22 protein-coding genes are annotated in these 21361 nt (G+C 39.8%); 1 reads left to right on the top strand and 21 read right to left on the bottom strand.

Features of this window, described 5'->3' with window-relative positions:
* Positions 1 to 13 precede the first annotated feature (13 nt).
* The 7 genes from HMPREF2697_RS00610 to HMPREF2697_RS00580 all read right to left on the bottom strand — a co-directional run bounded on the left by HMPREF2697_RS00610 (position 14) and on the right by HMPREF2697_RS00580 (position 9300).
* Positions 14 to 3124 (bottom strand): DNA polymerase III subunit alpha, encoded by a 3111-nt coding sequence (locus tag HMPREF2697_RS00610; protein ID WP_070849183.1) that lies wholly within the window; start codon positions 3122 to 3124, stop codon positions 14 to 16.
* A 214-nt stretch (positions 3125 to 3338) separates the two neighbouring features.
* On the bottom strand, positions 3339 to 3929 hold the full coding sequence (gene leuD, locus HMPREF2697_RS00605) for a 3-isopropylmalate dehydratase small subunit (protein ID WP_002884116.1): 591 nt from the start codon (positions 3927 to 3929) through the stop codon (positions 3339 to 3341).
* An 11-nt stretch (positions 3930 to 3940) separates the two neighbouring features.
* A complete protein-coding gene (leuC, locus tag HMPREF2697_RS00600) occupies positions 3941 to 5332 on the bottom strand; it encodes a 3-isopropylmalate dehydratase large subunit (protein WP_013990716.1) in 1392 nt (463 codons plus the stop codon).
* A 30-nt stretch (positions 5333 to 5362) separates the two neighbouring features.
* Entirely contained in the window at positions 5363 to 5644 is a 282-nt protein-coding gene (locus HMPREF2697_RS00595) for a DUF1294 domain-containing protein (RefSeq protein ID WP_070849180.1), read from the bottom strand.
* 4 nt (positions 5645 to 5648) lie between these two features.
* Positions 5649 to 6686, bottom strand: a complete 1038-nt coding sequence (gene leuB, locus HMPREF2697_RS00590; protein WP_014634329.1) for a 3-isopropylmalate dehydrogenase — start codon at positions 6684 to 6686, stop codon at positions 5649 to 5651.
* Positions 6687 to 6704: 18 nt separating this feature from the next.
* Positions 6705 to 8261, bottom strand: coding sequence for a 2-isopropylmalate synthase (locus HMPREF2697_RS00585; RefSeq protein ID WP_014634328.1), 1557 nt, complete (start codon positions 8259 to 8261; stop codon positions 6705 to 6707).
* A gap of 346 nt (positions 8262 to 8607) precedes the next feature.
* Complete coding sequence (locus tag HMPREF2697_RS00580) at positions 8608 to 9300, bottom strand: phosphoglycerate mutase (protein WP_004182646.1); 693 nt, start codon at positions 9298 to 9300, stop codon at positions 8608 to 8610.
* Positions 9301 to 9556: 256 nt separating this feature from the next.
* Between HMPREF2697_RS00580 and HMPREF2697_RS00575 the strand changes: the two genes are divergently transcribed.
* Positions 9557 to 10492 carry a dihydroorotate oxidase gene (locus HMPREF2697_RS00575; RefSeq protein WP_004182647.1) on the top strand — a complete coding sequence of 312 codons (936 nt, stop codon included), beginning with the start codon at positions 9557 to 9559 and terminating at the stop codon, positions 10490 to 10492.
* 61 nt (positions 10493 to 10553) lie between these two features.
* Here HMPREF2697_RS00575 and HMPREF2697_RS00570 read toward each other — a convergent pair whose 3' ends face one another.
* The 14 genes from HMPREF2697_RS00570 to HMPREF2697_RS00505 all read right to left on the bottom strand — a co-directional run bounded on the left by HMPREF2697_RS00570 (position 10554) and on the right by HMPREF2697_RS00505 (position 21327).
* Positions 10554 to 10754 (bottom strand): hypothetical protein, encoded by a 201-nt coding sequence (locus HMPREF2697_RS00570; RefSeq protein WP_002883994.1) that lies wholly within the window; start codon positions 10752 to 10754, stop codon positions 10554 to 10556.
* A gap of 60 nt (positions 10755 to 10814) precedes the next feature.
* Positions 10815 to 11090 carry an HU family DNA-binding protein gene (locus HMPREF2697_RS00565; RefSeq protein ID WP_002884048.1) on the bottom strand — a complete coding sequence of 92 codons (276 nt, stop codon included), beginning with the start codon at positions 11088 to 11090 and terminating at the stop codon, positions 10815 to 10817.
* Between the two features lie 136 nt (positions 11091 to 11226).
* The gene (locus tag HMPREF2697_RS00560) at positions 11227 to 11799 is read right to left on the bottom strand and encodes a YpmS family protein (protein WP_004182648.1); all 573 of its coding nucleotides are present in this window, start codon (positions 11797 to 11799) and stop codon (positions 11227 to 11229) included.
* Entirely contained in the window at positions 11792 to 12667 is an 876-nt protein-coding gene (locus HMPREF2697_RS00555; RefSeq protein ID WP_004182649.1) for an SGNH/GDSL hydrolase family protein, read from the bottom strand. Before HMPREF2697_RS00555 ends, HMPREF2697_RS00560 begins: the two co-directional genes overlap by 8 nt.
* Positions 12660 to 13502: a DegV family protein gene (locus HMPREF2697_RS00550; protein ID WP_045768844.1), complete on the bottom strand. Its 843-nt coding sequence runs from the start codon at positions 13500 to 13502 to the stop codon at positions 12660 to 12662. Before HMPREF2697_RS00550 ends, HMPREF2697_RS00555 begins: the two co-directional genes overlap by 8 nt.
* Positions 13503 to 13571: 69 nt before the next feature.
* Positions 13572 to 15242 carry a DNA repair protein RecN gene (gene recN / locus HMPREF2697_RS00545; RefSeq protein WP_004182651.1) on the bottom strand — a complete coding sequence of 557 codons (1671 nt, stop codon included), beginning with the start codon at positions 15240 to 15242 and terminating at the stop codon, positions 13572 to 13574.
* A gap of 8 nt (positions 15243 to 15250) precedes the next feature.
* On the bottom strand, positions 15251 to 15697 hold the full coding sequence (locus tag HMPREF2697_RS00540; protein ID WP_004182652.1) for an arginine repressor: 447 nt from the start codon (positions 15695 to 15697) through the stop codon (positions 15251 to 15253).
* Positions 15684 to 16511 carry a TlyA family RNA methyltransferase gene (locus HMPREF2697_RS00535; protein WP_004182653.1) on the bottom strand — a complete coding sequence of 276 codons (828 nt, stop codon included), beginning with the start codon at positions 16509 to 16511 and terminating at the stop codon, positions 15684 to 15686. The genes HMPREF2697_RS00540 and HMPREF2697_RS00535 overlap by 14 nt, the downstream gene beginning before the upstream one ends.
* Positions 16504 to 17376: a polyprenyl synthetase family protein gene (locus HMPREF2697_RS00530; RefSeq protein WP_045768845.1), complete on the bottom strand. Its 873-nt coding sequence runs from the start codon at positions 17374 to 17376 to the stop codon at positions 16504 to 16506. Before HMPREF2697_RS00530 ends, HMPREF2697_RS00535 begins: the two co-directional genes overlap by 8 nt.
* Positions 17376 to 17591: an exodeoxyribonuclease VII small subunit gene (locus tag HMPREF2697_RS00525; RefSeq protein ID WP_002888853.1), complete on the bottom strand. Its 216-nt coding sequence runs from the start codon at positions 17589 to 17591 to the stop codon at positions 17376 to 17378. Before HMPREF2697_RS00525 ends, HMPREF2697_RS00530 begins: the two co-directional genes overlap by 1 nt.
* On the bottom strand, positions 17581 to 18909 hold the full coding sequence (gene xseA, locus HMPREF2697_RS00520) for an exodeoxyribonuclease VII large subunit (protein ID WP_070849177.1): 1329 nt from the start codon (positions 18907 to 18909) through the stop codon (positions 17581 to 17583). Before xseA ends, HMPREF2697_RS00525 begins: the two co-directional genes overlap by 11 nt.
* A gap of 186 nt (positions 18910 to 19095) precedes the next feature.
* Positions 19096 to 19857 carry a hypothetical protein gene (locus tag HMPREF2697_RS00515; protein ID WP_070847670.1) on the bottom strand — a complete coding sequence of 254 codons (762 nt, stop codon included), beginning with the start codon at positions 19855 to 19857 and terminating at the stop codon, positions 19096 to 19098.
* Positions 19858 to 19984: 127 nt separating this feature from the next.
* Positions 19985 to 20629, bottom strand: coding sequence for an endonuclease III (gene nth, locus HMPREF2697_RS00510; RefSeq protein ID WP_002884001.1), 645 nt, complete (start codon positions 20627 to 20629; stop codon positions 19985 to 19987).
* Positions 20629 to 21327 carry a DnaD domain-containing protein gene (locus tag HMPREF2697_RS00505; protein WP_004182658.1) on the bottom strand — a complete coding sequence of 233 codons (699 nt, stop codon included), beginning with the start codon at positions 21325 to 21327 and terminating at the stop codon, positions 20629 to 20631. Before HMPREF2697_RS00505 ends, nth begins: the two co-directional genes overlap by 1 nt.
* Between the last annotated feature and the right edge of the window lie 34 nt (positions 21328 to 21361).

Below are 21361 nucleotides of genomic sequence, written 5' to 3'. Positions count from 1 at the left end.
TTATTGTTTTTTTTTATCGTAAAACCGTTTTCAACACATAAGGTGCTAATTCCTGATTAAGTTCCTCGTTCTTGGATACTCTATATCTTTGACTAACGATGGTTTCCTTACTTCCTTGATAACGAATAATTACAGGGATGTTTCCAGGATACTTAGCTAAGATTTGAGAAACGTCTAAGTCCTGATCATGATTCTCAAGTAAAATCCAGAAACGCTCCGTACTAGCTTCCTCCATGTTGGACAAAATTAACTGAATGCGTCCATCACGCTCCTGGGTCCGCCCATCAAGATAAAAGAGACCACCTTCACTTAATTTATCCTTATGATAGAAATAAGTTTCTGGGAATAGAGTAACATCAAGTTTATTGATCCCATCAGTTACGTTCAGAAAGGCCATCTGATCACCTTTTTTAGTTCTGATAATTCGAACGGACTCTAGCTGAACCAAAACCGTCGCCTTAGTATTAACCGTCAAATCAGAAATTGGTTGATAGGGACGAGAGGCCATTTTTTGAGCTAGGTGTAAAGGATGAGGACTAAGCCCAACTCCTAGTAACTCCTGTTCTAAATTATAACGATCCGTCTGGCTATAGTCTTCATAATCAACCCAAGAATAAGAGGACTCTGCAAACAAACTTCCTAACTCATTGACAAAAGTAAAGAGGTTGTTTAAATTGCCAATGATTTTCTGACGGTTTGGTTCAAAAATATCAAACAAACCAATTTGAATAAGAGGTGTCAAAATATCGACTTTCTGATATTTACTAGGAATACGTGTCAAAAAGTCTTCTATAGAAATGTATTTGCCATTTTGTTTGCGATCCTCAATAATCCAAAGGGAAAAATCTCTTGGCAAGCCTTTGATAGTCTTAAGGCCTAATACGATCTTGCCATCTGAAATCTTGTCCAGATAGGGAATCCTATTAATATCGAGTCTAGCTAGGGAGAAGCCATTTTCAATTGCATCCTTAATGTAATCACTAGACGAATAATTCAACATAACGTCATAGAATATCTGTGGGTAGTGCGTTTTGAAATAGGCTAACTGAAAGGCCAAAGCTGAGTAGGCATAGGCATGACTTCTATTAAAGCCATAACCCGCAAACTTAGCCATCATACTAAAGAGTCTTTCAGCAATCTGTGGGTCACGTCCTAACTGACGACTTCCTTCCATGAATTGTTCGGACATCTTGGACATTTCATTGGCATCTTTTTTAGACATCGCTCGACGAAGCAAATCGGCTTTTCCAAGTGTAAAGCCCGCAAATACTTGGGCAATCTGCATAACCTGCTCCTGATAGAGCATGATGCCATAAGTAGGCTCAAGGATTGGTGCAACTACTGGATCAATCAGATCTACTTTTTCCTTACCATACTTACGAGCAATGAAATTATCTGTATAATCGCTGGCTCCAGGACGGTTAAGTGAGGTTGTCGCTACGACTTCTTCGAACTTAGCAGGTTTAATTCGTTTAAGGAGGTTTATGGCACCTGCCTGCTCAAACTGAAAAATTCCCTTTGTCTTACCACTGGCAAAAAGTGCTAGGGTCTGTGGATCTTCCAAGTCAATGGATTTGATATCAATAGTGATGCCCTGCTCTTCTTCTAGCTTCTCTTTCATTTTTTGAACAAAGGTCAAATTACGGAGACCCAAGAAATCCATCTTAAGCAAGCCATTGGCCTCAACTGCGGAGGCATCGTACTGAGTAACCATCATATCCTCACCAGCTTTTAGAGGAATATGATTAGTCAGGTCATCATCACTCATCACTATACCGGCAGCATGAATTGAGGTTTGTCTTGGCTGGCCTTCAATAGCCTTAGCAATCTCAAAAGCCCTCTGAAATTCCTGTCTCTGATTAATCAACTGTCTAAATGACATATTCTTCTCATAGACAGAGGTCAAGTTATCACGAAAAGAAATCTTTTTACTTAGTTGGGACAGTTCAAATTCCTTAGCACCAAAACGTTTAAAAACATCTCGAATAGCCTGCTTGGCTCCAAAGGTTGAAAAGGTAACAATCTGAGCAGAGTGCTTACTACCATAACGGTCCCTAACATAGTGAAGAAACTCGCTTCGATAGATATCAGGCAAGTCGATATCAATATCAGGCATGCTATAACGCTCTTCATTTAGGAAACGCTCGAAAAGCAAGTCATTTTTAACGGGATCAATTCCAGTAATGTCAAGAACATAGGCCACCAAGCTTCCTGCAGCAGATCCACGTCCCATTCCCATATAATAACCACGGCTACGCCCAAAGCGTAACAAGTCCCAGACAATCAAGAAATAATCATCAAAGCCCATCTGATGAATGATAGACAATTCTTTGTCTAAACGTTCCTGATAAACTGGTGATGTTAACTTTTTAGACTCCAATCCAGATTGAGCTAATTGACGTAATTGGTCAACAGCAGGCATATCTCGATTAAAACGTGGAAGCTTCAAATCCGTATCAAATTGATAGGTAATGTCTGAAACAAGTTGCTCCAAATTGTTCAAAGCCTCTGGAATATCACTATAGGCACTTTCCATTTCTTGAGGCGAGAAAAGAAGCTGATTCATAGGACAAATAGAGGCCTCTGACAAGGAAACGTTTTGCGAGATGGCATGCAACATCTGAATCGTCGAGCGGTCTGAATTCTCAAAGTAACGCACTGTATGTAAGGGAACTACAGGATAATCAAACTCTTTGCCAGCGTCTTCTGGCCTTACCCCAATGAAAACCTCTGAACCAAGAGTCATCCCTGGCTCCCAGTCTTCACTTGGAAGGATGAGGGCAATATCATTAAGATAGTCCGAGAAAGCTGTAAACTCACGCTGTCCTGAGGAGAGCTCTGTTGCCAACTTCATCAAATTTTTATAGCCTTGATTATTTTTAGCTAATAGACGAAAAGGAATTTTTCTTCCCTCGTAAAACAGATTAGCTTCCATACCAATCAAAGGATGTAAACCGTGTCTACTTGCAATCTGGGCAAAATGATAAGCAGCATAGAGATTGTCACGATCCATCAAACCAAGGGACTGATAGCCAAGCTCTTTGGCACGCTTAATGTAGGTGGTCAAATCTACAACACTATCCATGAAACTATAGACAGATTTTGTGTCCAATTGTGCAAACATGAAGGCCTCCTTTCTATCTTTCTATTATAGCATACGCTACTTGTAAAAACGCCTCTACCATATCAACTGTTTCAAACAAAAAGAATGAGATAGAACAACATTTTAGATATTGTCTTTATCTCATTCTTTTAAGTGATCATTATTTTTTTACTAACACATCATTGCTTTTGATAGCAAGATTGAATATCAAAGTTTAGAAAAACAACTTAGTCCCTTATTGCCAATATGATGGGCGTTGTTTTTCATAGGCAGCAATCAAATCTTCATATTGAAGCGTGATTCCAATATCATCAAGCCCTTCAACCAATTTACGTTTCCACTCATGATCGATATCAAATGGAAACTCTCCTGCTGAAGATTTAATGACTTGGTTTGGAAGGTCAATCGTGATTTCTTCACCCGCAGGAAGAGCAGCCAATTTTTGACGTACTTCCAAGGGTTGAACGATTGGCAACATACCATTCTTCAATTCGTTGTTATAGTGGATATCTGAAAATGATCCAGCGATAACACAGCGGAAACCATAGTCTTCCAATGCCCATGCAGCGTGTTCACGAGATGACCCTGAACCAAAGTTATCACCAGTAACCAAAATAGTCGCATCGCGATACTCAGGTTTGTTGAAGACAAAATCAGGATTTTCTTCGTAGTCATCATTAAGATAACGCCATTCAAACATCAAATTCTTACCAAAGCCTTTTTTATCAACAGCTTTCAAGAATTGTTTGGGAATGAGTTGGTCCGTATCGATGTTATCATTCATCAAAGGTACTGATTTCCCTGTATAGACGGTAAATTTTTCCATTATCTTCTCCCTTATGCTTGAACTTCTGGCATATCGCGTACATCTACAAATTTACCAGCGATTGCCGCAGCTGCAGCCATTGCTGGACTACAAAGGTGAGTACGAGCTCCATATCCTTGACGTCCCTCAAAGTTACGGTTACTTGTAGATGCACAGTGAACGCCTTCTGGAACATGGTCAGGGTTCATACCAAGACACATTGAGCAACCTGGATCACGCCATTCAAATCCTGCATCCAAGAAAATTTTATCCAAACCAAGACGTTCAGCTTCTTTCTTAACTGGACGTGAACCTGGAACAACAATAGCTGTCAATGTTGGTGCAATATGTTTTCCTTTGACGAATTTAGCAGCTAACTCAAGGTCGCTAAGACGTGCGTTAGTACAAGAACCAATAAAGACATAGCCAAGATCGATATCTTTAGCATACTCGCCAGGCTTAACGTCCATATACTCGTAGGCACGTTCATCATTAAAGTCTTTGATTTCTGGGAATGGTTGATCAAACTCAACACCCATTTCAGGGTTAGTTCCCCATGTAACCATAGGTGCCAATTCTGAAACATCAATAGTGATTACTTTATCATATTCAGCATCTGGATCTGAAACCAACGTTTTCCAGTCAGCTACTGCTTCTTCAAACTTCTCACCCTTAGGTGCGCATGGACGCCCTTCAACATAATCATAAGTTTTTTGGTCTGGATTCATAAGACCCATCTTAGCACCAAATTCAATAGACATGTTACAGATGGTCATGCGTTCATCCATTGAAAGGGCATCGATAGCTTCACCACAATATTCAACTGCGTATCCTACTCCAGCATCAACGCCATAGCGTGCAATAAGTGCGAGAATAAAGTCTTTTGAATAGACACCTGGCTGTGGTTTACCAACAAATTCAACCTTCATTTTCTTAGGTTTAACTTGCCACAAACATTGTGTCGCAAAAACATGTTCTACCTCAGATGTACCAATACCAAAGGCAATGGCACCAAAAGCACCGTGAGTAGCCGTATGACTATCCCCACAAACTACAAATTTACCGGGTTGACTGCGACCTGTTTCAGGACCAACCATGTGGACAATCCCCTGACGAGCAGTACCGTGGGTAGCCGCATCAATACCGAATTCTTCAACGTTTTTCGCCAAAGTATCAATTTGGTTTTTAGAAATAAGGTCACGAATGTTAAAAATATCAACCGTAGGAACGTTGTGGTCTGTCGTACCAAAAGTTAAATCTGGGCGACGAACTTTACGTCCAGCATCACGAAGTCCTTGAAAGGCCTGTGGACTTGTAACCTCGTGAATATAATGCTGATCCACATACATCAATTGTGGTTCGCCCTCGTTTCCAGTAACGACGTGGCGTTCCCAAAGTTTATCAAAAATTGATTTTCCGCTCATAAAATACTCCAAATATAATCTAAGGATTAGCTAATCCGAAAGTCTTGTTAGAATAAGGTATAAAAGAACGACATCAATAACAATGCCTATAAGCCAACATAGCTTAAAATACCATTTGTTAATTTTATGTCTAAAAAGTTTTCCACCTAGAAAGGCACCAATACCACCGAAAATCAGAGTCTGTAATAATAATGCCTTCTCAGAAATCCGTCTTTTATGTTGAATGGCCTTGCTTTTATCAAGTCCATAAGCACATAAAACAAGGATATTCCATACCAACAAAACACTGAGTAACACTAGTTTTAGTGTCATGAGTTTAGAGATTGCTAATAATAGCTGCTGTCATTTCAGCAGTCGAAGCCTGACCACCCAAATCACGTGTCAAGATGCCTTGGTTCAAGGTCTTATCAACAGCATTTTCAATCAATTCTGCCCCTTCAGTTTCATTGAAACTTTCACGCAACATCATAGCTACTGATAAAATCATTGAAATTGGGTTGGCAATACCTTGACCGGCAATGTCTGGTGCTGAACCATGGATTGGTTCATAAAGACTCGGACCATTTTCAGAATGACTAGCAGATGGCATAACACCTAAAGTTCCTGGAAGGACACTTGATTCATCAGACAAGATATCCCCAAAAAGGTTTTCTGTCACAACCACATCAAAACGAGCTGGATTGGTAATCATAATCATTGCAGCACTATCAACAAGTTGGTGTTCAAGAGTTACATCTGGAAACTCCAAAGAAACTTCATCAGCAATCTTACGCCACAATTTAGAAGTTGCCAATACATTTTGTTTATCAATACTAGTGACCTTTTTGCCACGACCTTGGGCAATCTTGAAAGCACGACGCATGATACGACGAATCTCATCTGCTGAATAATCATTGATATCACGAGCCTTATCTTCTTCGAGAATATGCTCACCAAAGTAAATCCCACCTGTAAGCTCACGAACAACGACAAAATCTACGCCCTCGATACGCTCTGGTTTAAGAGGTGACAAGTGTTTCAAAGCATCAAAGATGCGGACAGGACGGATATTAGCAAAGAGATTTAGCTCTTTACGAATGGCCAAAAGTCCTTGTTCAGGACGAACTGGCGCATTGTCATATTTTGGTCCACCAATTGCAGCCAAGAGGATAGCATCTGCTGATTTAGCAGCATCCAAAGTTGACTTAGGAAGTGGATGACCTTCAGCATCAATACCAGCACCACCAAATGGTTTAGCATCAATGTCATAATCAAATCTAATTTTTGAAGCTACTTTTTCAAGAACTTCAAGACCTGCTGCCATAATCTCAGGTCCAATTCCATCACCTGAAAGTGTTACAATTTTCTTTGTCATGTTTAACTCCTCTTTGGCTTATGGAAGGTCACGATAAGAAACCTTACGTGCCATCTCACCAGCATTTTCTTTTTGAACCAATGTATTAGCATTGATATAGGCAATTGCTGATGCTTTCAAAACATCAAAGTCCAAACCAGATGCATTGAAAATAGTATCTGTATCTACATTTTCAACAGTTACAAGTACACGCGCTTGCGCATCAATACCATCAGTTACAGCGTCAATATTATAAGAAGTCAAGCGAACTGTTTGGTTGAAGAATTTATCAATAGCATTAAAGATAGCTTCAACTGACCCTTGTCCATTGGCCAAAAATTCTACAGATTCACCGTCTTCATTAGCCAAGCTTACTGTAGCAGTGATTGTTTCATCAGCATTAGTAGTCAAGCGAAGATCTTCGAAGTGGAAACCTTCTGGATTATCTACACTAGTACCAGCAACAAGGGCACGAATGTCTGCATCTGTGATATCATGTTTTTTCCCAGCCAAGACTTTAAATTTAGCAAAAAGTGGTTTGATATCTTCTTCAACAAAGTCAAGCTTAAGTTCTTTTAATTTTTCAACAAAGGCATGACGTCCTGACAATTTACCAAGAGGAAGACTGTTACTCTTCACACCTACCAATTCTGGTGTGAAGATTTCATAAGTTTGTGGGTTCTTAAGAACACCATCTTGGTGGATACCTGATTCATGAGAGAAGGCATTTCCACCAACAACAGCTTTATTTTTAGGAACAGGAATACCTGAGAAGCGAGAAACAAGCTCTGAAGTATTCATTGTTTCATTAAGAACAATATCACTTGTTGCTTGGAAAAAGTCTTCACGAATTTTCAAAGCGACAGCTACTTCTTCAAGAGCAACATTACCCGCACGCTCACCAATACCGTTGACTGTTCCCTGAACACGTCCAGCACCATGTTTAATTGCTGTCAAAGTATTTGCAGTTGCCATACCGAGGTCATCGTGACAGTGAACACCAAAGACAACTTTATGGTCTGATTTAATATTTTCAGTCAAGTGATCAAAAATACGTGCAAACTCTTCTGGAGTCGTAAAGCCAACTGTATCAGGAATATTAATATATGAGGCACCAGCATCAACTGCTGTTTGAACAACTTCAGTCAAGAAATCAAGCTCAGTACGAGTAGCATCTTCAGGAGAAAACTCAACAACTTCAAATTTTGAACGTGCATATGACACATGTTCTTTTACAGCTTCAAGAATTTCTTCTTTTGATTTCTTCAATTTAAACTCACGGTGAATAGGACTTGTCGCGATAAAGACATGAATTTGTGGATACTTAGCATCTTTCAAAGCTTCATAACAAGCATCAATATCAGATTTTACTGAACGAGCCAAGCCAGTAACAGAAGTTGTTGTCATAGCTTCTGCAATTTGTTTTACTGCTTCAAATGAATCTGGGCTAGCTGCAGGGAAACCAGCTTCAATTACAGAAATTCCCCATTTTTCAAGTTGCTTAGCAATAGCAACTTTTTCTTTGATTGAGAAGTTAACACCAGGTGTTTGTTCCCCATCACGAAGACTTGTATCAAAAAATTCAACTTTACGCATAGACAATCCTCTTTCTAAAAGTAAAAACGATAGTAGTAAAAAAACATCTCACTCGGAAACCCAAGCGAGATGTTTTTATCTCCCGCTTGGTAAGCCAAACAGGACTAATGCTTTTGCACTAGCCCTCATTACGCAATAGCAAAACTGTTGTAGTTGCGAATGTCATTTGACTCATTTCCTTTCGATGTATCTTGGTTAATATGATACATCTTTCCAACTTGAAAGTCAAGGAAAAAATACTGAATTGACTGACTTTTCTGACCACTATTTACAATTTTTTTCAGGAAAAGAAAAAAGCTGGCTTAAACCAACTTTTTCTTTATTATTGATAACTACTTATCTCAGCTTATTTTCCGAGGTAGTATTCGTTAACAACGTTCAATTTATCGTCAAATTCGAATACCAATGGTGGGAAGTTTGGAATTTCAACATCCATGATTTCGTCATCTGACAATTGTTTGATGTGTTTAACAAGGGCACGGATTGAGTTACCGTGTGCACCTACGAATACGTTTTTACCATCTTTAAGAGCTGGAGCGATTTTATCTTCCCAGAATGGAAGGGCACGTTCCAAAGTAACTTTCAAGTTTTCAGCATCTGGAATTACTGAGTCGTCTAGTGAAGCATAACGACGATCAGTGTGTGCTGAGTGCTCATCATCACGATCCATTGCTGGAGGCAAAACATCGTATGAACGACGCCAGATGTGAACTTGCTCATCACCAAATTGTTCAGCAGCTTCTGCTTTGTTTTTACCAGTCAAACCACCGTAGTGACGTTCGTTCAAGCGCCATGATTTTTCAACTGGAACCCAAAGTTGGTCAGATGCTTCAAGAGCCAAGTTAGTTGTTTTGATCGCACGTTTCAATACTGAAGTGTATGCTTGATCAAATTCGATACCAGCTTCTTTGATCAATTTACCAGCGTCGATAGCTTGTTGAGTACCTTTTTCAGAAAGATCTACGTCAGCCCAACCTGTGAAAAGGTTAGCTTTGTTCCATTCAGACTCACCGTGGCGAGCGAAAACCAATTTTACCATTAGTTATGTCTCCTTTTTATTTTGGGTTAAACCCATTTACTCCTTCTATTCTACCCAAAAAACCTTGAAAAAGCTAGCAAAATCCAAAAAATTCTGTAAAATTCTACTGCATCCTGTCAGTCTCAAAAGCGAGGGTATTAGAAATTCACTTTAGATGCTTTTGCATATCCATTATTTCCTTGTTTTAGGCCTTCATTCATGCTAAAATGAGATGAATTAGTAACATTTTACATTGTGATCTTTAAAGGAGGATCTTATGGTTTCTACTGCTACAAAAGTTGGTCAGTTTACATTTTCTAACTGTCTTATGAATGCTGCGGGTGTTCATTGTATGACTAAGGAAGAATTGGCAGAGGTCGAGGCTTCAGCTGCAGGTTCATTCGTCACAAAAACAGGGACACTTGAAGCCCGCCCTGGTAATCCTGAACCACGTTATGTTAATGTACCTCTTGGGTCAATCAACTCAATGGGCTTGCCAAATAACGGTTTTGAATACTACCTTGACTATGTGATTGAATTGCAAAAGCAACCCAATACCAAAAATCATTTCCTTTCACTAGTTGGTCTCTCACCTGAAGAAACCCACACGATTCTCAAAAAAGTTCAAGAAAGCGACTATGAAGGACTTGTTGAACTCAACCTCTCATGCCCTAACGTTCCTGGTAAACCTCAAATTGCCTATGATTTTGAAACAACAACCGAGATCCTTACTGAAGTCTTCTCTTACTTTACAAAACCTCTTGGTGTGAAATTACCACCATACTTTGATATTGTGCACTTTGACCAAGCTGCTGCAGTGTTTAACCAATTTCCACTTGTCTTTGTTAACTGTGTGAACTCAATTGGTAATGGCCTTTACATTGAAGATGAGTCTGTTGTCATCAAACCTAAGAATGGTTTTGGTGGTATCGGTGGTGACTACATCAAACCTACTGCCTTGGCAAACGTTCACGCTTTCTACCAACGTCTGAAACCTGAAATCCAAATTATTGGTACTGGTGGTGTCAAATCTGGTCGTGATGCCTTTGAACACATCCTTTGTGGTGCAAGTATGGTACAAGTGGGTACTGCCCTTCAAAAAGAAGGTGTCGCTGTTTTTGACCGTATTACTAAAGAACTTAAAGAAATCATGGAAGAAAAAGGTTACGAAACTCTTGAAGACTTCCGAGGAAAACTTCACTACATTGACTAGTCTACAAAAAAAGTTTGGAAGACCTTCCAAACTTTTTTATTATTTGATGAGGATTCTCTTATTAGACAAGACCATCATCGTCACGTTCATCCCAGTCTTCAAAAGGATCCTTGCCCTCTTTCTCAGCTTGAAGACGTTTCTGACGAGCTTCTTCGATTTGTTTTTCACTTGGCTTCATCAGTTTGCTGATAGCAACAATACCTGATAGTTTAATAACAGTAAAAACCAAAAGAAAAATCAATACCACTGTTATGGTTTTCATAGATTTCCTTAACTTATTTTCATATAAATCAAAACCCCTAAAATTTTAGGGGTTTTTACATTATTTAACTGCGTCTTTAAGAGCTTTACCAGCTTTAAATGCAGGAACTTTAGAAGCTGCGATTGAGATAGCTTCACCAGTTTGTGGGTTACGACCTTGACGAGCAGCGCGTTCGCGTACTTCAAAGTTACCGAAACCGATCAATTGTACTTTTTCACCTGCAGCAAGGAATTCTTCGATAGAAGCGAAAACTGCATCTACAGCTGCTGCTGAATCTTTTTTAGTAAGCTCAGTTGCTTCTGCAACTTTAGCGATCAAATCTTGTTTGTTAGCCATTGTAACAATCCTCCAATTTATTTCTAAGCGAATAGTTTTTTTAGCGCTTGAACAAGTATTATCTTATCCTAAAAGGCCTATGAGGTCAAGTAATAAACGCTAATTTAATCGCTTTTTTGCAAAAAGTAAAGGCTTTTTAATTTATTGTCTTATAGATGTCAAATTCGATACGGTCATTAACCAAATCAAGGCTTTGAGCACGTGCTGTAATCCCCTTCTCATTCTTCATAGACTGAATATTTAAGGTAACCTTTCCCTTCTTACTATTGATGGCGATGTAATCAGGGAGGTTAGTTGAACGTTTAATCATCTTAAGGGCATCCGAAACAGGCAGTTTCAAGGTTCCAGCCGAAAGCTCAGAAACATGAAGTACAATTGCTCCTGATTCACTAACAACCGGCGTAAAGTAGACATAAAGAGGGACAGGGTGACCTAAAACCTTATAGCTACTTTCGAAAACAATTTTAGAATTGGTAACCTTGACCTTGAAACGCATCTTATCGGTCGAATAATCTTGGGCAAAGCCCGTAAGAGCAGCGTCAAGCTCCTCCCTTGTCATACTATACTTACCAATTTTAGTTGCTCCCTTAGGTAGGGATACAGAACTCGTCGTCTCCACTGGAGTCATGATTCTATAGGCCACAACACTTACTAAGGCTAGATTTAAGGCCAAGAGTCCTAAAAATAACCACTTCCATATCTTACTCACCTGACCACTCCTTCTTTGTTTGGTTAATACGTTTCAAAATGGCATCTGACATAATTTGATAACCTGTATTATTTGGATGAAAATGATCATCCTCAAAAAGAGCATCATTCAGGCTACCTTGAGAAGAGTTACTAGACTGAGACGTATCATCAGAGCTTGTAACACCGCCCTTACCGTCAATTCCCTTATAAAGCAAATCATTTACAGGAACAAAATAGACATTATCGTACTTCTTGCACACTTCTTCAGTAGATTGGTTCCAATTATCTACAATAGTTTGCATTTCTGTCATCTCTGGAAAATTAAGATAAAAAGGATTGTAAATACCAACAATATAAATTGGCAATGTTTTATTATCCTTACGAGCTAACTCAATAATCTGTCCTAATCTCTTTTGATAGGCCTGAGCTGGCTTAGTGAAGGTGTCTACATTAAGATTAGTGATATTGTCCTTAATGACATGGATTACATCATTACCACCAACTGTCAGAGTCATCACTTTAGCCTTCTTGAGATCTCTTTGAATATCCTTCTTTTCTTGCACTCTCTTGAGAATTTGATTGCTCGTATTCCCTGCGATACCATAGTTGCGAGAGGTCACTTGCCAGTCAAAATCTGACTCTAAGGCCTGAGACAAAACAGGAACGAAGCCCCCTTGATTACTACTATCACCTACACCTTGCGTAAGGGAATCACCGATAGCAACATAGGTGACCTTTTCATTTTTAATAGATTTAATTTTTTCTGCAATTTTTGATGACTGATGCGTACTAGGAACTACAAAAATAAAGAGGCCGATAAATAAGAGAAAAAGCAAGAAGAAGCCTACGAGGCTTCTAACTAATTCTGATTCTTTCCACTTATTCATAACGAACCATTACGGCAAAGGCGCCTTCACCAGTGTGCGTTTGAATGATGGAACCAGTCTCAAGGATTGAAATCGGAGCGCCCAAAACCTCAAGTTTTTCAGCCATTTCATGTGCAAAATCAGGTGTCCCTGCATAAGAAATACCAATCTCTGCCACTTTGCGGTCCTTATCCTTGATACCATTAATATAAGAATCCAACCATTTTGTGAATGTCTTAGCACCACGACCCTTCGCAATCGTATTCAACTGATAGTCTTTCAACTCCATAATGACACGGATATTGAGCAATGAAGATAGTAGACCTGTTACACGTCCAATACGACCACCTTTGACAAGATTCTCAAGGGTAGAAACACCGATATGTAGTTCAGATTTACTTTTCACTTCTTCCACACGTGCTACAATCTCATCTAGACTATCTCCTGCTTCAGCTAATTTGGCTGCTTCAACAACCTGAAACTTAAGGCACTGATCCGTAAAGCCTGAATCGATAACGGTTACATCTGCTCCTGACAGGCTAGCTCCTTGACGTGAAGCTTCACATGTCCCAGAGAGGGTGTGCATGAGGTGGATAGCCACAATCTGTTCTGCACCTTCTTTGACAAGTTTTTCATATGTCTCAGCAAACAAACCTACTGGTGGTTGGCTAGTCTTTGGTAACTCTTTACTATGCTTCATCATATCCAAGAAACGGCCTTCTTCTCGAAGATCACTATCTGAATAGATGACACCGTCCACCATAACCGACAATGGAACAACAGTGATATTATATTTTTCAACCAATTCTGGTTCAATCGTAATTGACGAATCGGTTACAATTCTGATTTTACTCATATTTTTCTCGCTTAACACAAATTTTTATTCTATTATAGCATGACTGGAAAACTTTTCCCAAGTCTTTTTCTAAAGAGAGTCATCTACCTTTAACAAGGCTCTTGCTTGGCTCAAGGCAGCCTCCGTCACATTATCACCTGCTAACATCTTAGCGATTTCTTGCACCCTTTCCTCAGGTGTCAAGAGACGCACACGAGAGACAGTTGTCTCATTATCACTTTCCTTAGAGATAAAGAACTGATAATCAGCAATTGCAATAACTTGCGGAAGGTGACTGATGGCCAAAACCTGACCATGACTCCCAATCTTATGAATTTTCTGAGCGATGGCTTGGGCAACACGACCTGAAACGCCAGTATCAACCTCATCGAAGACGATACTTGTTTTGTCTTCTTTGCGGGCAAAGGCTGACTTAATCGCTAACATGAGTCGAGATAATTCTCCTCCTGAAGCAACCTTAACAAGCGGTTTAAAGCCTTCACCTGGATTGGTTGAGATGTAAAACTCAACCTGCTCATTACCATCACGGTTAAATTTCCCTTTAGTAAAGGTAACTTTAAAATCAGCCTTATCCATGTAAAGGTCGCATAACTCGTTCTTAATCTCAGCTTCAAGGGCTGTAGCAATTTGATGGCGTGCCGTTTGTAAGGTCTCTGCAGACGCAAGCAGATCTTTTTCAAGTTGCTTAAGCTCTTGTTCCATCGCATCTGACGAACTGGAATTGCCAGTTAAAAGATTATATTCTTTACTTGAATTTTCCAGATAATCTAAGACGTCATCGACAGTCCCACCATATTTACGAGTAATTGCATTAATCGTATCTAAGCGGTGTTCAATCTCTTGCAAACGCCCAGCATCAAAGTCCAAATTATCCAAAAGGTCACCGAGTTGCTTAGTGACATCTTCCAAAACATAATAGGCTTCTGATAGATTTCCAGAGAGTTCTTTGTAATCTGAGTCATACTCTTCAAGAGACTGGAGGTCATTCATGGCAGAACGAACATTTGAAAGACTTGAAAAATCTTCATTATCCAGCATGACATAGGCATTTGTTAAGGTATCAGCAATCTGCTTATGGTTAAGAAGCTTGTCTCGCTCCTTCATCAATGCCAAATCTTCTCCTGATTTTAGAGAGACTGCTTCAATTTCTGCAATCTGAAAAGCTAGCATTTCAATTCGAGCCTTATGCTCCTGCTCATTTTTCTGCTTTTCAAGAACGGCTTTTCTTAACTCACGATAGCGGTCAAAATACTCTTGGTATTCTTTCTTAGTTTGGAAAAATTCCTTGTCACCAAAGGCATCAAGCATGGTAATATGCAGAGCAGGTTTCATAAGCTCTTCCTGGTCATGTTGTCCATGGATATCTACCAAGAAGTGCCCAACGGCTTTAAGTGTCGTTAAATTGACCATCTGTCCATTGATGCGACTAACACTTCTACCATTTTGGAAGATTTCACGACGGATAATCAATTCATCCTCGACAGGAATCCCATTATCTTCCAAGATACTAACCAAGGCAGGATTTTGTTCGATTGAAAAGAAGCCCTGAATCTCAGCCTTAGATGCTGAATGACGGACGACTTCGCTAGAAGCACGTGCGCCCAACATAAGATTCATGGCATCTATAATAATGGACTTACCAGCACCTGTTTCACCAGTAAGGACGGTCATACCATTCTCAAAGTTTAGAGAAATCTCTTCAATAATTGCGAAATTCTTTATCGTAATTTCGAGAAGCATAGGCCCTCCTATTCTTCAACCCACTTAATGATTTGCCCCTGTAGTTCGATGGCTGCTAACTCTGACTGAGCCACTAAAAAGAGGGTATCATCGTCAGCAATGACACTAAAAATCAAATGCTTGTACTCATCCAAAAGAATCTTCTTGATGAGACGGCTTGTCCCAGGTTGAACAACGATATTCATAAAGGCATGTTGACGATCAACACGCAACAAGCGACGAGTCACAACAGAAGTTCCACCTACTCGTCTAGGAGCAGTTGAGAGTCCATAGATGTATGAACCGTCTTCCGTTGGTACCTTGGTAATACCAATTTCATTGATATCACGCGATACTGTCGCCTGAGTAGCCTTCAATCCCTCATTTTGGAGTAATTTTACCAATTCTCCCTGAGTCGTAATTTTATTTTCTTGGACAATCTTTCGGATTAACTCCAAACGATCATTCTTCTTCATTCTTTTTAAACTCCTTATGTGCTTGTGCTACAACTTCCTTAATAGAGGTTTGAGCATCATTTTGAGGAGAATTTGTCTTCTCCAAATGTGCGAGAAACTCAATGTTACCATGACCACCTTGGATAGGTGAAAAGTCCAGTCTCTTAACTGAAAAGCCATAGTCAAGCGCAAAGGCTGTCACTGTTTCTAACACTTTTTCATGGACACTGCTCTCACGAACAATCCCGTTTTTCCCAATTTGTTCACGGCCCGCCTCAAATTGCGGTTTCACAAGAGCAACAACTTGCCCTCCATCAACCAATATCTTAGCCAAGGCCGGCAGAATCAAATTTAGCGAGATGAAACTGACATCGATTGATGCAAAAGACGGTAGTCCTTCTGTAAAATCAATAGGTTCAGCATAACGGAAATTATATTGCTCCATGGAACGAACACGCTCATCTTGACGCAATTTCCAAACCAACTGATTGGTACCGACATCCACAGCATAAACCAGTTTGGCCCCATTTTGAAGCATAACATCGGTAAATCCACCTGTTGAAGCTCCAATATCGATGGTCGTCATGCCTTCAACCGACAGATTGAATACTTCCAAAGCTTTTTCAAGTTTGAGTCCTCCACGGCTCACATACTTGAGTTTTTCTCCTTTAAGCTTCAACTCTGTACCGTCGTCGATTTTTTCACCGGGTTTATCGTAACGTTCACCATTGATAACATTAACAACTAAACCAGCCATAACGCCACGTTTAGCTTGTTCTCGTGTTTCAAAAAGGCCTTGTTTATAAGCCAAGACGTCTACTCTTTCCTTAGGCATGGAGTCGTAACCTTTCTATGATTTCTATAATACTGTCTTTCTTGAAACCTTGAGTCTCAGATAGATTTCGGAAAATAGCCTCAGCTTTATCAAGTGATTCCTCTAGGATAGCATGTGATTTTTCAAGACCAAGCAGAGCCGGATATGTTGATTTTCCAGCTACTACATCTTTCCCAGGCGTCTTCCCAAGCTCTTCGAAATCAGCAGTCACATCCAAAATATCATCACGTACTTGAAAGGCAAGACCAATCAAGCGACCAGCTTCTTGAAGATTTTCCAAGACCTGTTGATCTTTTTGAGCAACAATACCAGCCGCTACAAAAGGAAAGGTTAAAAGCTTACCTGTCTTATGCTCATGAATCTTAGCCAGTTGCGATAAATCAAGTTCCTGACCTTCACCCTTCATATCCAACATTTGTCCACCTACCATACCGAAGGTTCCTGAAGAATGAGACAATGCTTGAATCAATTGAACTCGAATTTCTGCGGATAACTCTGTTTGTGCTAGGAGGTCAAATGGATCCAAAAAGAGAGAATCTCCAGCCAAGATTGCCGTTGCTTCATCGAATTTCTTATGGTTGGTTAAACGTCCTCGACGGTAATCATCATCATCCATGGCCGGCAGATCGTCGTGAATCAGACTTCCAGTATGAATCATTTCAAGACTTGCTGCGACATCGAAATGACTAGGAGTAAGCTCTAAACCAAATCCTTCAAGTAAATCTAAGAAAATCAGTGGACGAATACGCTTGCCTCCACTATCAACTGAATAAAGGATGGCAGTGATTAAATCACTTGATACAGGAAGATTCTTTTTTTGGTAGTAATCACGGATAGCCGCATCAATTTTATTTAGCTTGCTCATTAGGCATCCATTTCCGTTTCTGTACCATCTGCTTGCATGACCTTAACTAGTGTTTTTTCAGCATCTTCCAAGGTCTTCTGCAAATTTTTAGACAAGGCCATACCTTTTTGGAACTCAGCAATAGCATCCTCAAGAGCAACATCACCTGTTTCGAGCTTAGTGACGATGGCTTCTAAGTCCTGTAAATTTTCCTCAAATGTTTTTTTAGTTGACATTTTTCACCTCTACTTCTAGTTCTCCATCTTTCATTTGGACGGTTAATTGATCACCTTCGGTAATATTCTTGGTACTTGTTAAAGGTTTATCATCTTTCTTGACAATGGCATAGCCCCTTGCAACAATACGACTAGTATCTAGAGACAATAAGGCATCCTGTGCCTTTTCTAATCTCACACGCTTACCATTAATAGTATTCTTGGTTGTAGTCACCAATAAACGTTGCAAAGACTCTCGACGGTCTTGGTAGTTCTGAACACTAGTCAGAAGATTTAAGCCTTGTAATCGTTGTCTCAAAAGCTCTGCTTCTTTTTGTTTGCGTGCGAAATCTTGACTCATGAAGGTTTCAAGCCTTGTTGTTAGTCGATCCAACTTTTGTAGATAACCATCGTAAAGGCGCTCAGGTTGCCTAAAGACAACAGATTGTGACAATTTGGCCAAGCGTTCCTGGTTATATTGTATACGTCTCAAACAGGCTTGATAGGCTCTATTTTGTCTTTCACGAATCCAAACCAAGGTATCAGCCTTTGATACCGGAGTAGCAAGTTCTGCCGCTGCTGTAGGCGTAGCAGCCCTACGATCTGCAACAAAGTCAGCCAAAGTTGTATCTGTTTCGTGACCAACGCTTGAAATCACAGGGAGACTACTCTCAAAAATCGACTGAACTACAATTTCCTCGTTAAAAGCCCAGAGATCTTCAATAGAACCTCCACCACGGCCAACGATAAGTAAATCTAGATCATCCCTTTGATTGGCTTTTTGAATATTTTCAGCAATTTCCTGTGCAGCTCCTTCACCTTGAACCTTGGTAGGGAAAAGTAAGATTTCTACCCCAGGAAAACGACGACTAACGGTCGTAATAATATCTCGAATAACCGCACCGCTAGGACTAGTGACAACCCCTATTTTTTTGACAAAATTAGGCAGAGCTTGCTTATGACGATCATCAAAGTAGCCTTCTGCAGTCAATTTTTTACGAAGCTGTTCAAACTGGATGGCCAAAGCACCAATACCATCTGGCTCTGCCTTCTCGATAATAATGGAATAAGAACCACTAGGTTCATAAATCTGAACCCGACCGACGACATTGATTTTCATCCCTTCTTCGAGTTCAAAACCAAGTTTTTTGAAAACTCCAGCCCAAATCGTCGCCTGAATAACAGCTCCTTCATCCTTAAGCGAAAAATATTGGTGACTCGGACGTCGACGAAAATTGGAAACCTGCCCCGTCAAATATACCCTCTCAAGATAAGGATCACGGTCAAATTTCATTTTTAAATATTTGGTTAAGGATGTGACCGATAAATAGTCAGACACGACAACTCTCCTTTATTTAAGCTAGCCTTGAAAACCTGAAGACACTAAAAAAGTTCTGTAGAACCATCATCCCCAAATCTTCTCAATCAGCTTTTTAATTGTATACACGATTACCTTAAATTATACCAAAAAAGACTGTCAAAAGACAGTCTCAACCACCATTGTCAGGTGTTTTATATGGTTTCATTAATCGGTTGTATATGTTTTTGAAACGACGTCCCAAGAATCGCTTGAACCGTCAATACCACCATAGGCTTCGAGTTGTCCCTTCTTATCTACACGGAAAAGAAGAACATCATTACCATAGGCATCATAAAGTTGAGCATAAACTAGGTTATCATCATCATCCGTCCATGAATAAACATTCCAACCTAGATTCTTATAATTTTCTCCTGTTGACCCTTGTTCTTTAGCATAGGTAGAAACCACCCAGTCTTCCAACTGCTGGTCAGACAAGGATGAGGTATCAACTTGAGAAGATTGATTATCTGATGATGCTGCTGCTTGTTCCTTACTTTTAGCTAACTGACCATTTTTCCATGGATTTGTTACACTCTCTTTTTGGTTATTACTATACCACATCAAGGTAACCACAGGAATAACCACTGCAAGTACTGCAACAACTCCAATTACCCATCTAATGATTTTAGGATCTTTGAGTTTATCAAAACTCGAAACTTTCCTTCCCTTTGTAGTTTCATTTTTACGACGTCTAAATTCGCTCACAGCTTTTTCCTCTTTTTCTTGAAAGTAGTCCCTTTTTTTCTTTTCCTCTTGTTCCAAGAGTTTTTGCACTTCCCTACGACCCTGCGGATCACTCGTTTGAGCCAATGAAATCTGCAACTGAAAAATACGATTATCCAAAGCTTGCTCATATTCTTTGGCTGCTTCTCTATCACCATTATCAGCTAAGGCTCTCAGATACTCTTCATTACTGAATTCAGCCATTCACTATATCGCTCCTGCTTCTAAATCGTTTCTTCTATTTTCTTAAAGCCTGAGACTTTTGTCAAGTTACTAGTTTGTAACAAATTCTTACAGCTGTAAAAAGCCGAAGAAAGTCACATTCTCCAGCTTATTTCTTGGTTGTTTCTTTATAATACTTACAATAACTTTGAAGAGGACATGTCTGGCATTTAGGATTCTTAGCCAAACAATGATAACGCCCAAAGAAAATCATACGGTGATGACTGATAATCCAATCCCTCTTTGGGATTTTCTTCATCAGTTCCGCTTCGATTTCCTCTACACTAGCATCCTCTGGCACGATATTTAGCCTTTTTGATACACGTGAGACATGCGTATCTACAGCAATAGAAGGGATGCCATAGACCTCAGCCAATACTACATTAGCCGTTTTTCGTCCCACACCAGGTAGACTTTCCAATTCCTTATGCGTTTTCGGAACCTGTCCATCAAAATTCATTAAAACAGCTCTAGCAGTCTTGATGATATTCTTTGCCTTATTCTTATAAAGACCGATTGTTCGCAAACACATTTCAACATCATCAAGATTAGCCGAAGCCAAATCCTCAATTTCTGGATAACGCGCCCACAAGCCCGGTGTAATCTTGTTAACAGCCTTATCAGTTGTCTGTGCCGATAAAATAACAGCAACTAATAGTTGGAAAGGAGTTTCCCACTCCAACTCTCCATGAGCATTGGGAAACATCTCCCCCATGAGAGCTAGAGCCTCATTAACACGTTTTCTTCCTAACATTATTGGCCACCCCATAATTGACGGGCTGCATCCATACCTGTTTTGAAGTCATCCGAAACTTGGTGATGGTGCTTCTTACCTTGATGCTCCAAACGACGCTCTTCAACTTGAATTTTCGTCGTAATACCACTCAATTTCCAGTTACGCAGAACCCCTTTGATGTAATTCCAATTTGTCTTGCGGTTAAATACTGCTTCTTTCAAAGCCTCACGGATAAGTTCGGGATCAGTATGTTCTTCTTGGATTTCCTTGTTTAAATCTTCGATAACCATAGGATTCAAGATTCCCAAAGCTTGTTCTAACTCATCTGTTAACTGCTTGATGAGTTGTGTATTTGTAGGCTGACCTACTACAGGCCCCGTCGTTGTCTTTTCATTGCTCACTAACTTATCCAAAACTGCCAAGGCAGGTGAAGCATCTACAACCATCTCAATTTCATTATTAACCTTAATAGTCGTGAAATCAAGGAGTCCAGCCTCAGTCAATGTCGTAATACTTTTATTAACCTCAGTTGGTGTTTTTCCAGTTGCTTGCGCTATCTGGCTCGAAGCCACTTCTCCAATCTGAGTTGTCGTTTGTAGATAGAGAAACTGCCAAACTAGAAAGTCATCCGCAGATGGAAAAATATCCTTAAAGTGGAAAAATAAAGCATTAGGAAGGACCAGATTGCCTGATCGATACTGTTCAAAAAAACTCATATTTACCTTTCAGAATAGCTAGACACCCCAAAAA

Origin of the sequence: Streptococcus sp. HMSC064D12 (genome assembly GCF_001837205.1) — a bacterium.
GTDB classification, from domain to species: Bacteria; Bacillota; Bacilli; order Lactobacillales; family Streptococcaceae; genus Streptococcus; species Streptococcus salivarius_D.
This window is presented reverse-complemented; position numbering and strand designations above follow the sequence as displayed.

Coding starts and splice junctions, on each gene's coding strand:
- HMPREF2697_RS00580 (WP_004182646.1), bottom strand. CDS start 9,300: ATGGTAAAATTGGTTTTCGCTCGCCACGGTGAGTCTGAATGGAACAAA.
- HMPREF2697_RS00525 (WP_002888853.1), bottom strand. CDS start 17,591: ATGTCAACTAAAAAAACATTTGAGGAAAATTTACAGGACTTAGAAGCC.
- leuC (WP_013990716.1), bottom strand. CDS start 5,332: ATGAGCGGAAAATCAATTTTTGATAAACTTTGGGAACGCCACGTCGTT.
- HMPREF2697_RS00565 (WP_002884048.1), bottom strand. CDS start 11,090: ATGGCTAACAAACAAGATTTGATCGCTAAAGTTGCAGAAGCAACTGAG.
- HMPREF2697_RS00535 (WP_004182653.1), bottom strand. CDS start 16,511: ATGCCTAAGGAAAGAGTAGACGTCTTGGCTTATAAACAAGGCCTTTTT.
- HMPREF2697_RS00505 (WP_004182658.1), bottom strand. CDS start 21,327: ATGAGTTTTTTTGAACAGTATCGATCAGGCAATCTGGTCCTTCCTAAT.
- HMPREF2697_RS00575 (WP_004182647.1), top strand. CDS start 9,557: ATGGTTTCTACTGCTACAAAAGTTGGTCAGTTTACATTTTCTAACTGT.
- nth (WP_002884001.1), bottom strand. CDS start 20,629: ATGTTAGGAAGAAAACGTGTTAATGAGGCTCTAGCTCTCATGGGGGAG.
- leuD (WP_002884116.1), bottom strand. CDS start 3,929: ATGGAAAAATTTACCGTCTATACAGGGAAATCAGTACCTTTGATGAAT.
- HMPREF2697_RS00550 (WP_045768844.1), bottom strand. CDS start 13,502: ATGAGTAAAATCAGAATTGTAACCGATTCGTCAATTACGATTGAACCA.
- recN (WP_004182651.1), bottom strand. CDS start 15,242: ATGCTTCTCGAAATTACGATAAAGAATTTCGCAATTATTGAAGAGATT.
- HMPREF2697_RS00555 (WP_004182649.1), bottom strand. CDS start 12,667: ATGAATAAGTGGAAAGAATCAGAATTAGTTAGAAGCCTCGTAGGCTTC.
- HMPREF2697_RS00515 (WP_070847670.1), bottom strand. CDS start 19,857: ATGGCTGAATTCAGTAATGAAGAGTATCTGAGAGCCTTAGCTGATAAT.
- HMPREF2697_RS00585 (WP_014634328.1), bottom strand. CDS start 8,261: ATGCGTAAAGTTGAATTTTTTGATACAAGTCTTCGTGATGGGGAACAA.
- HMPREF2697_RS00540 (WP_004182652.1), bottom strand. CDS start 15,697: ATGAAGAAGAATGATCGTTTGGAGTTAATCCGAAAGATTGTCCAAGAA.
- HMPREF2697_RS00595 (WP_070849180.1), bottom strand. CDS start 5,644: ATGACACTAAAACTAGTGTTACTCAGTGTTTTGTTGGTATGGAATATC.
- HMPREF2697_RS00610 (WP_070849183.1), bottom strand. CDS start 3,124: ATGTTTGCACAATTGGACACAAAATCTGTCTATAGTTTCATGGATAGT.
- leuB (WP_014634329.1), bottom strand. CDS start 6,686: ATGACAAAGAAAATTGTAACACTTTCAGGTGATGGAATTGGACCTGAG.
- HMPREF2697_RS00530 (WP_045768845.1), bottom strand. CDS start 17,376: ATGAGCAAGCTAAATAAAATTGATGCGGCTATCCGTGATTACTACCAA.
- HMPREF2697_RS00570 (WP_002883994.1), bottom strand. CDS start 10,754: ATGAAAACCATAACAGTGGTATTGATTTTTCTTTTGGTTTTTACTGTT.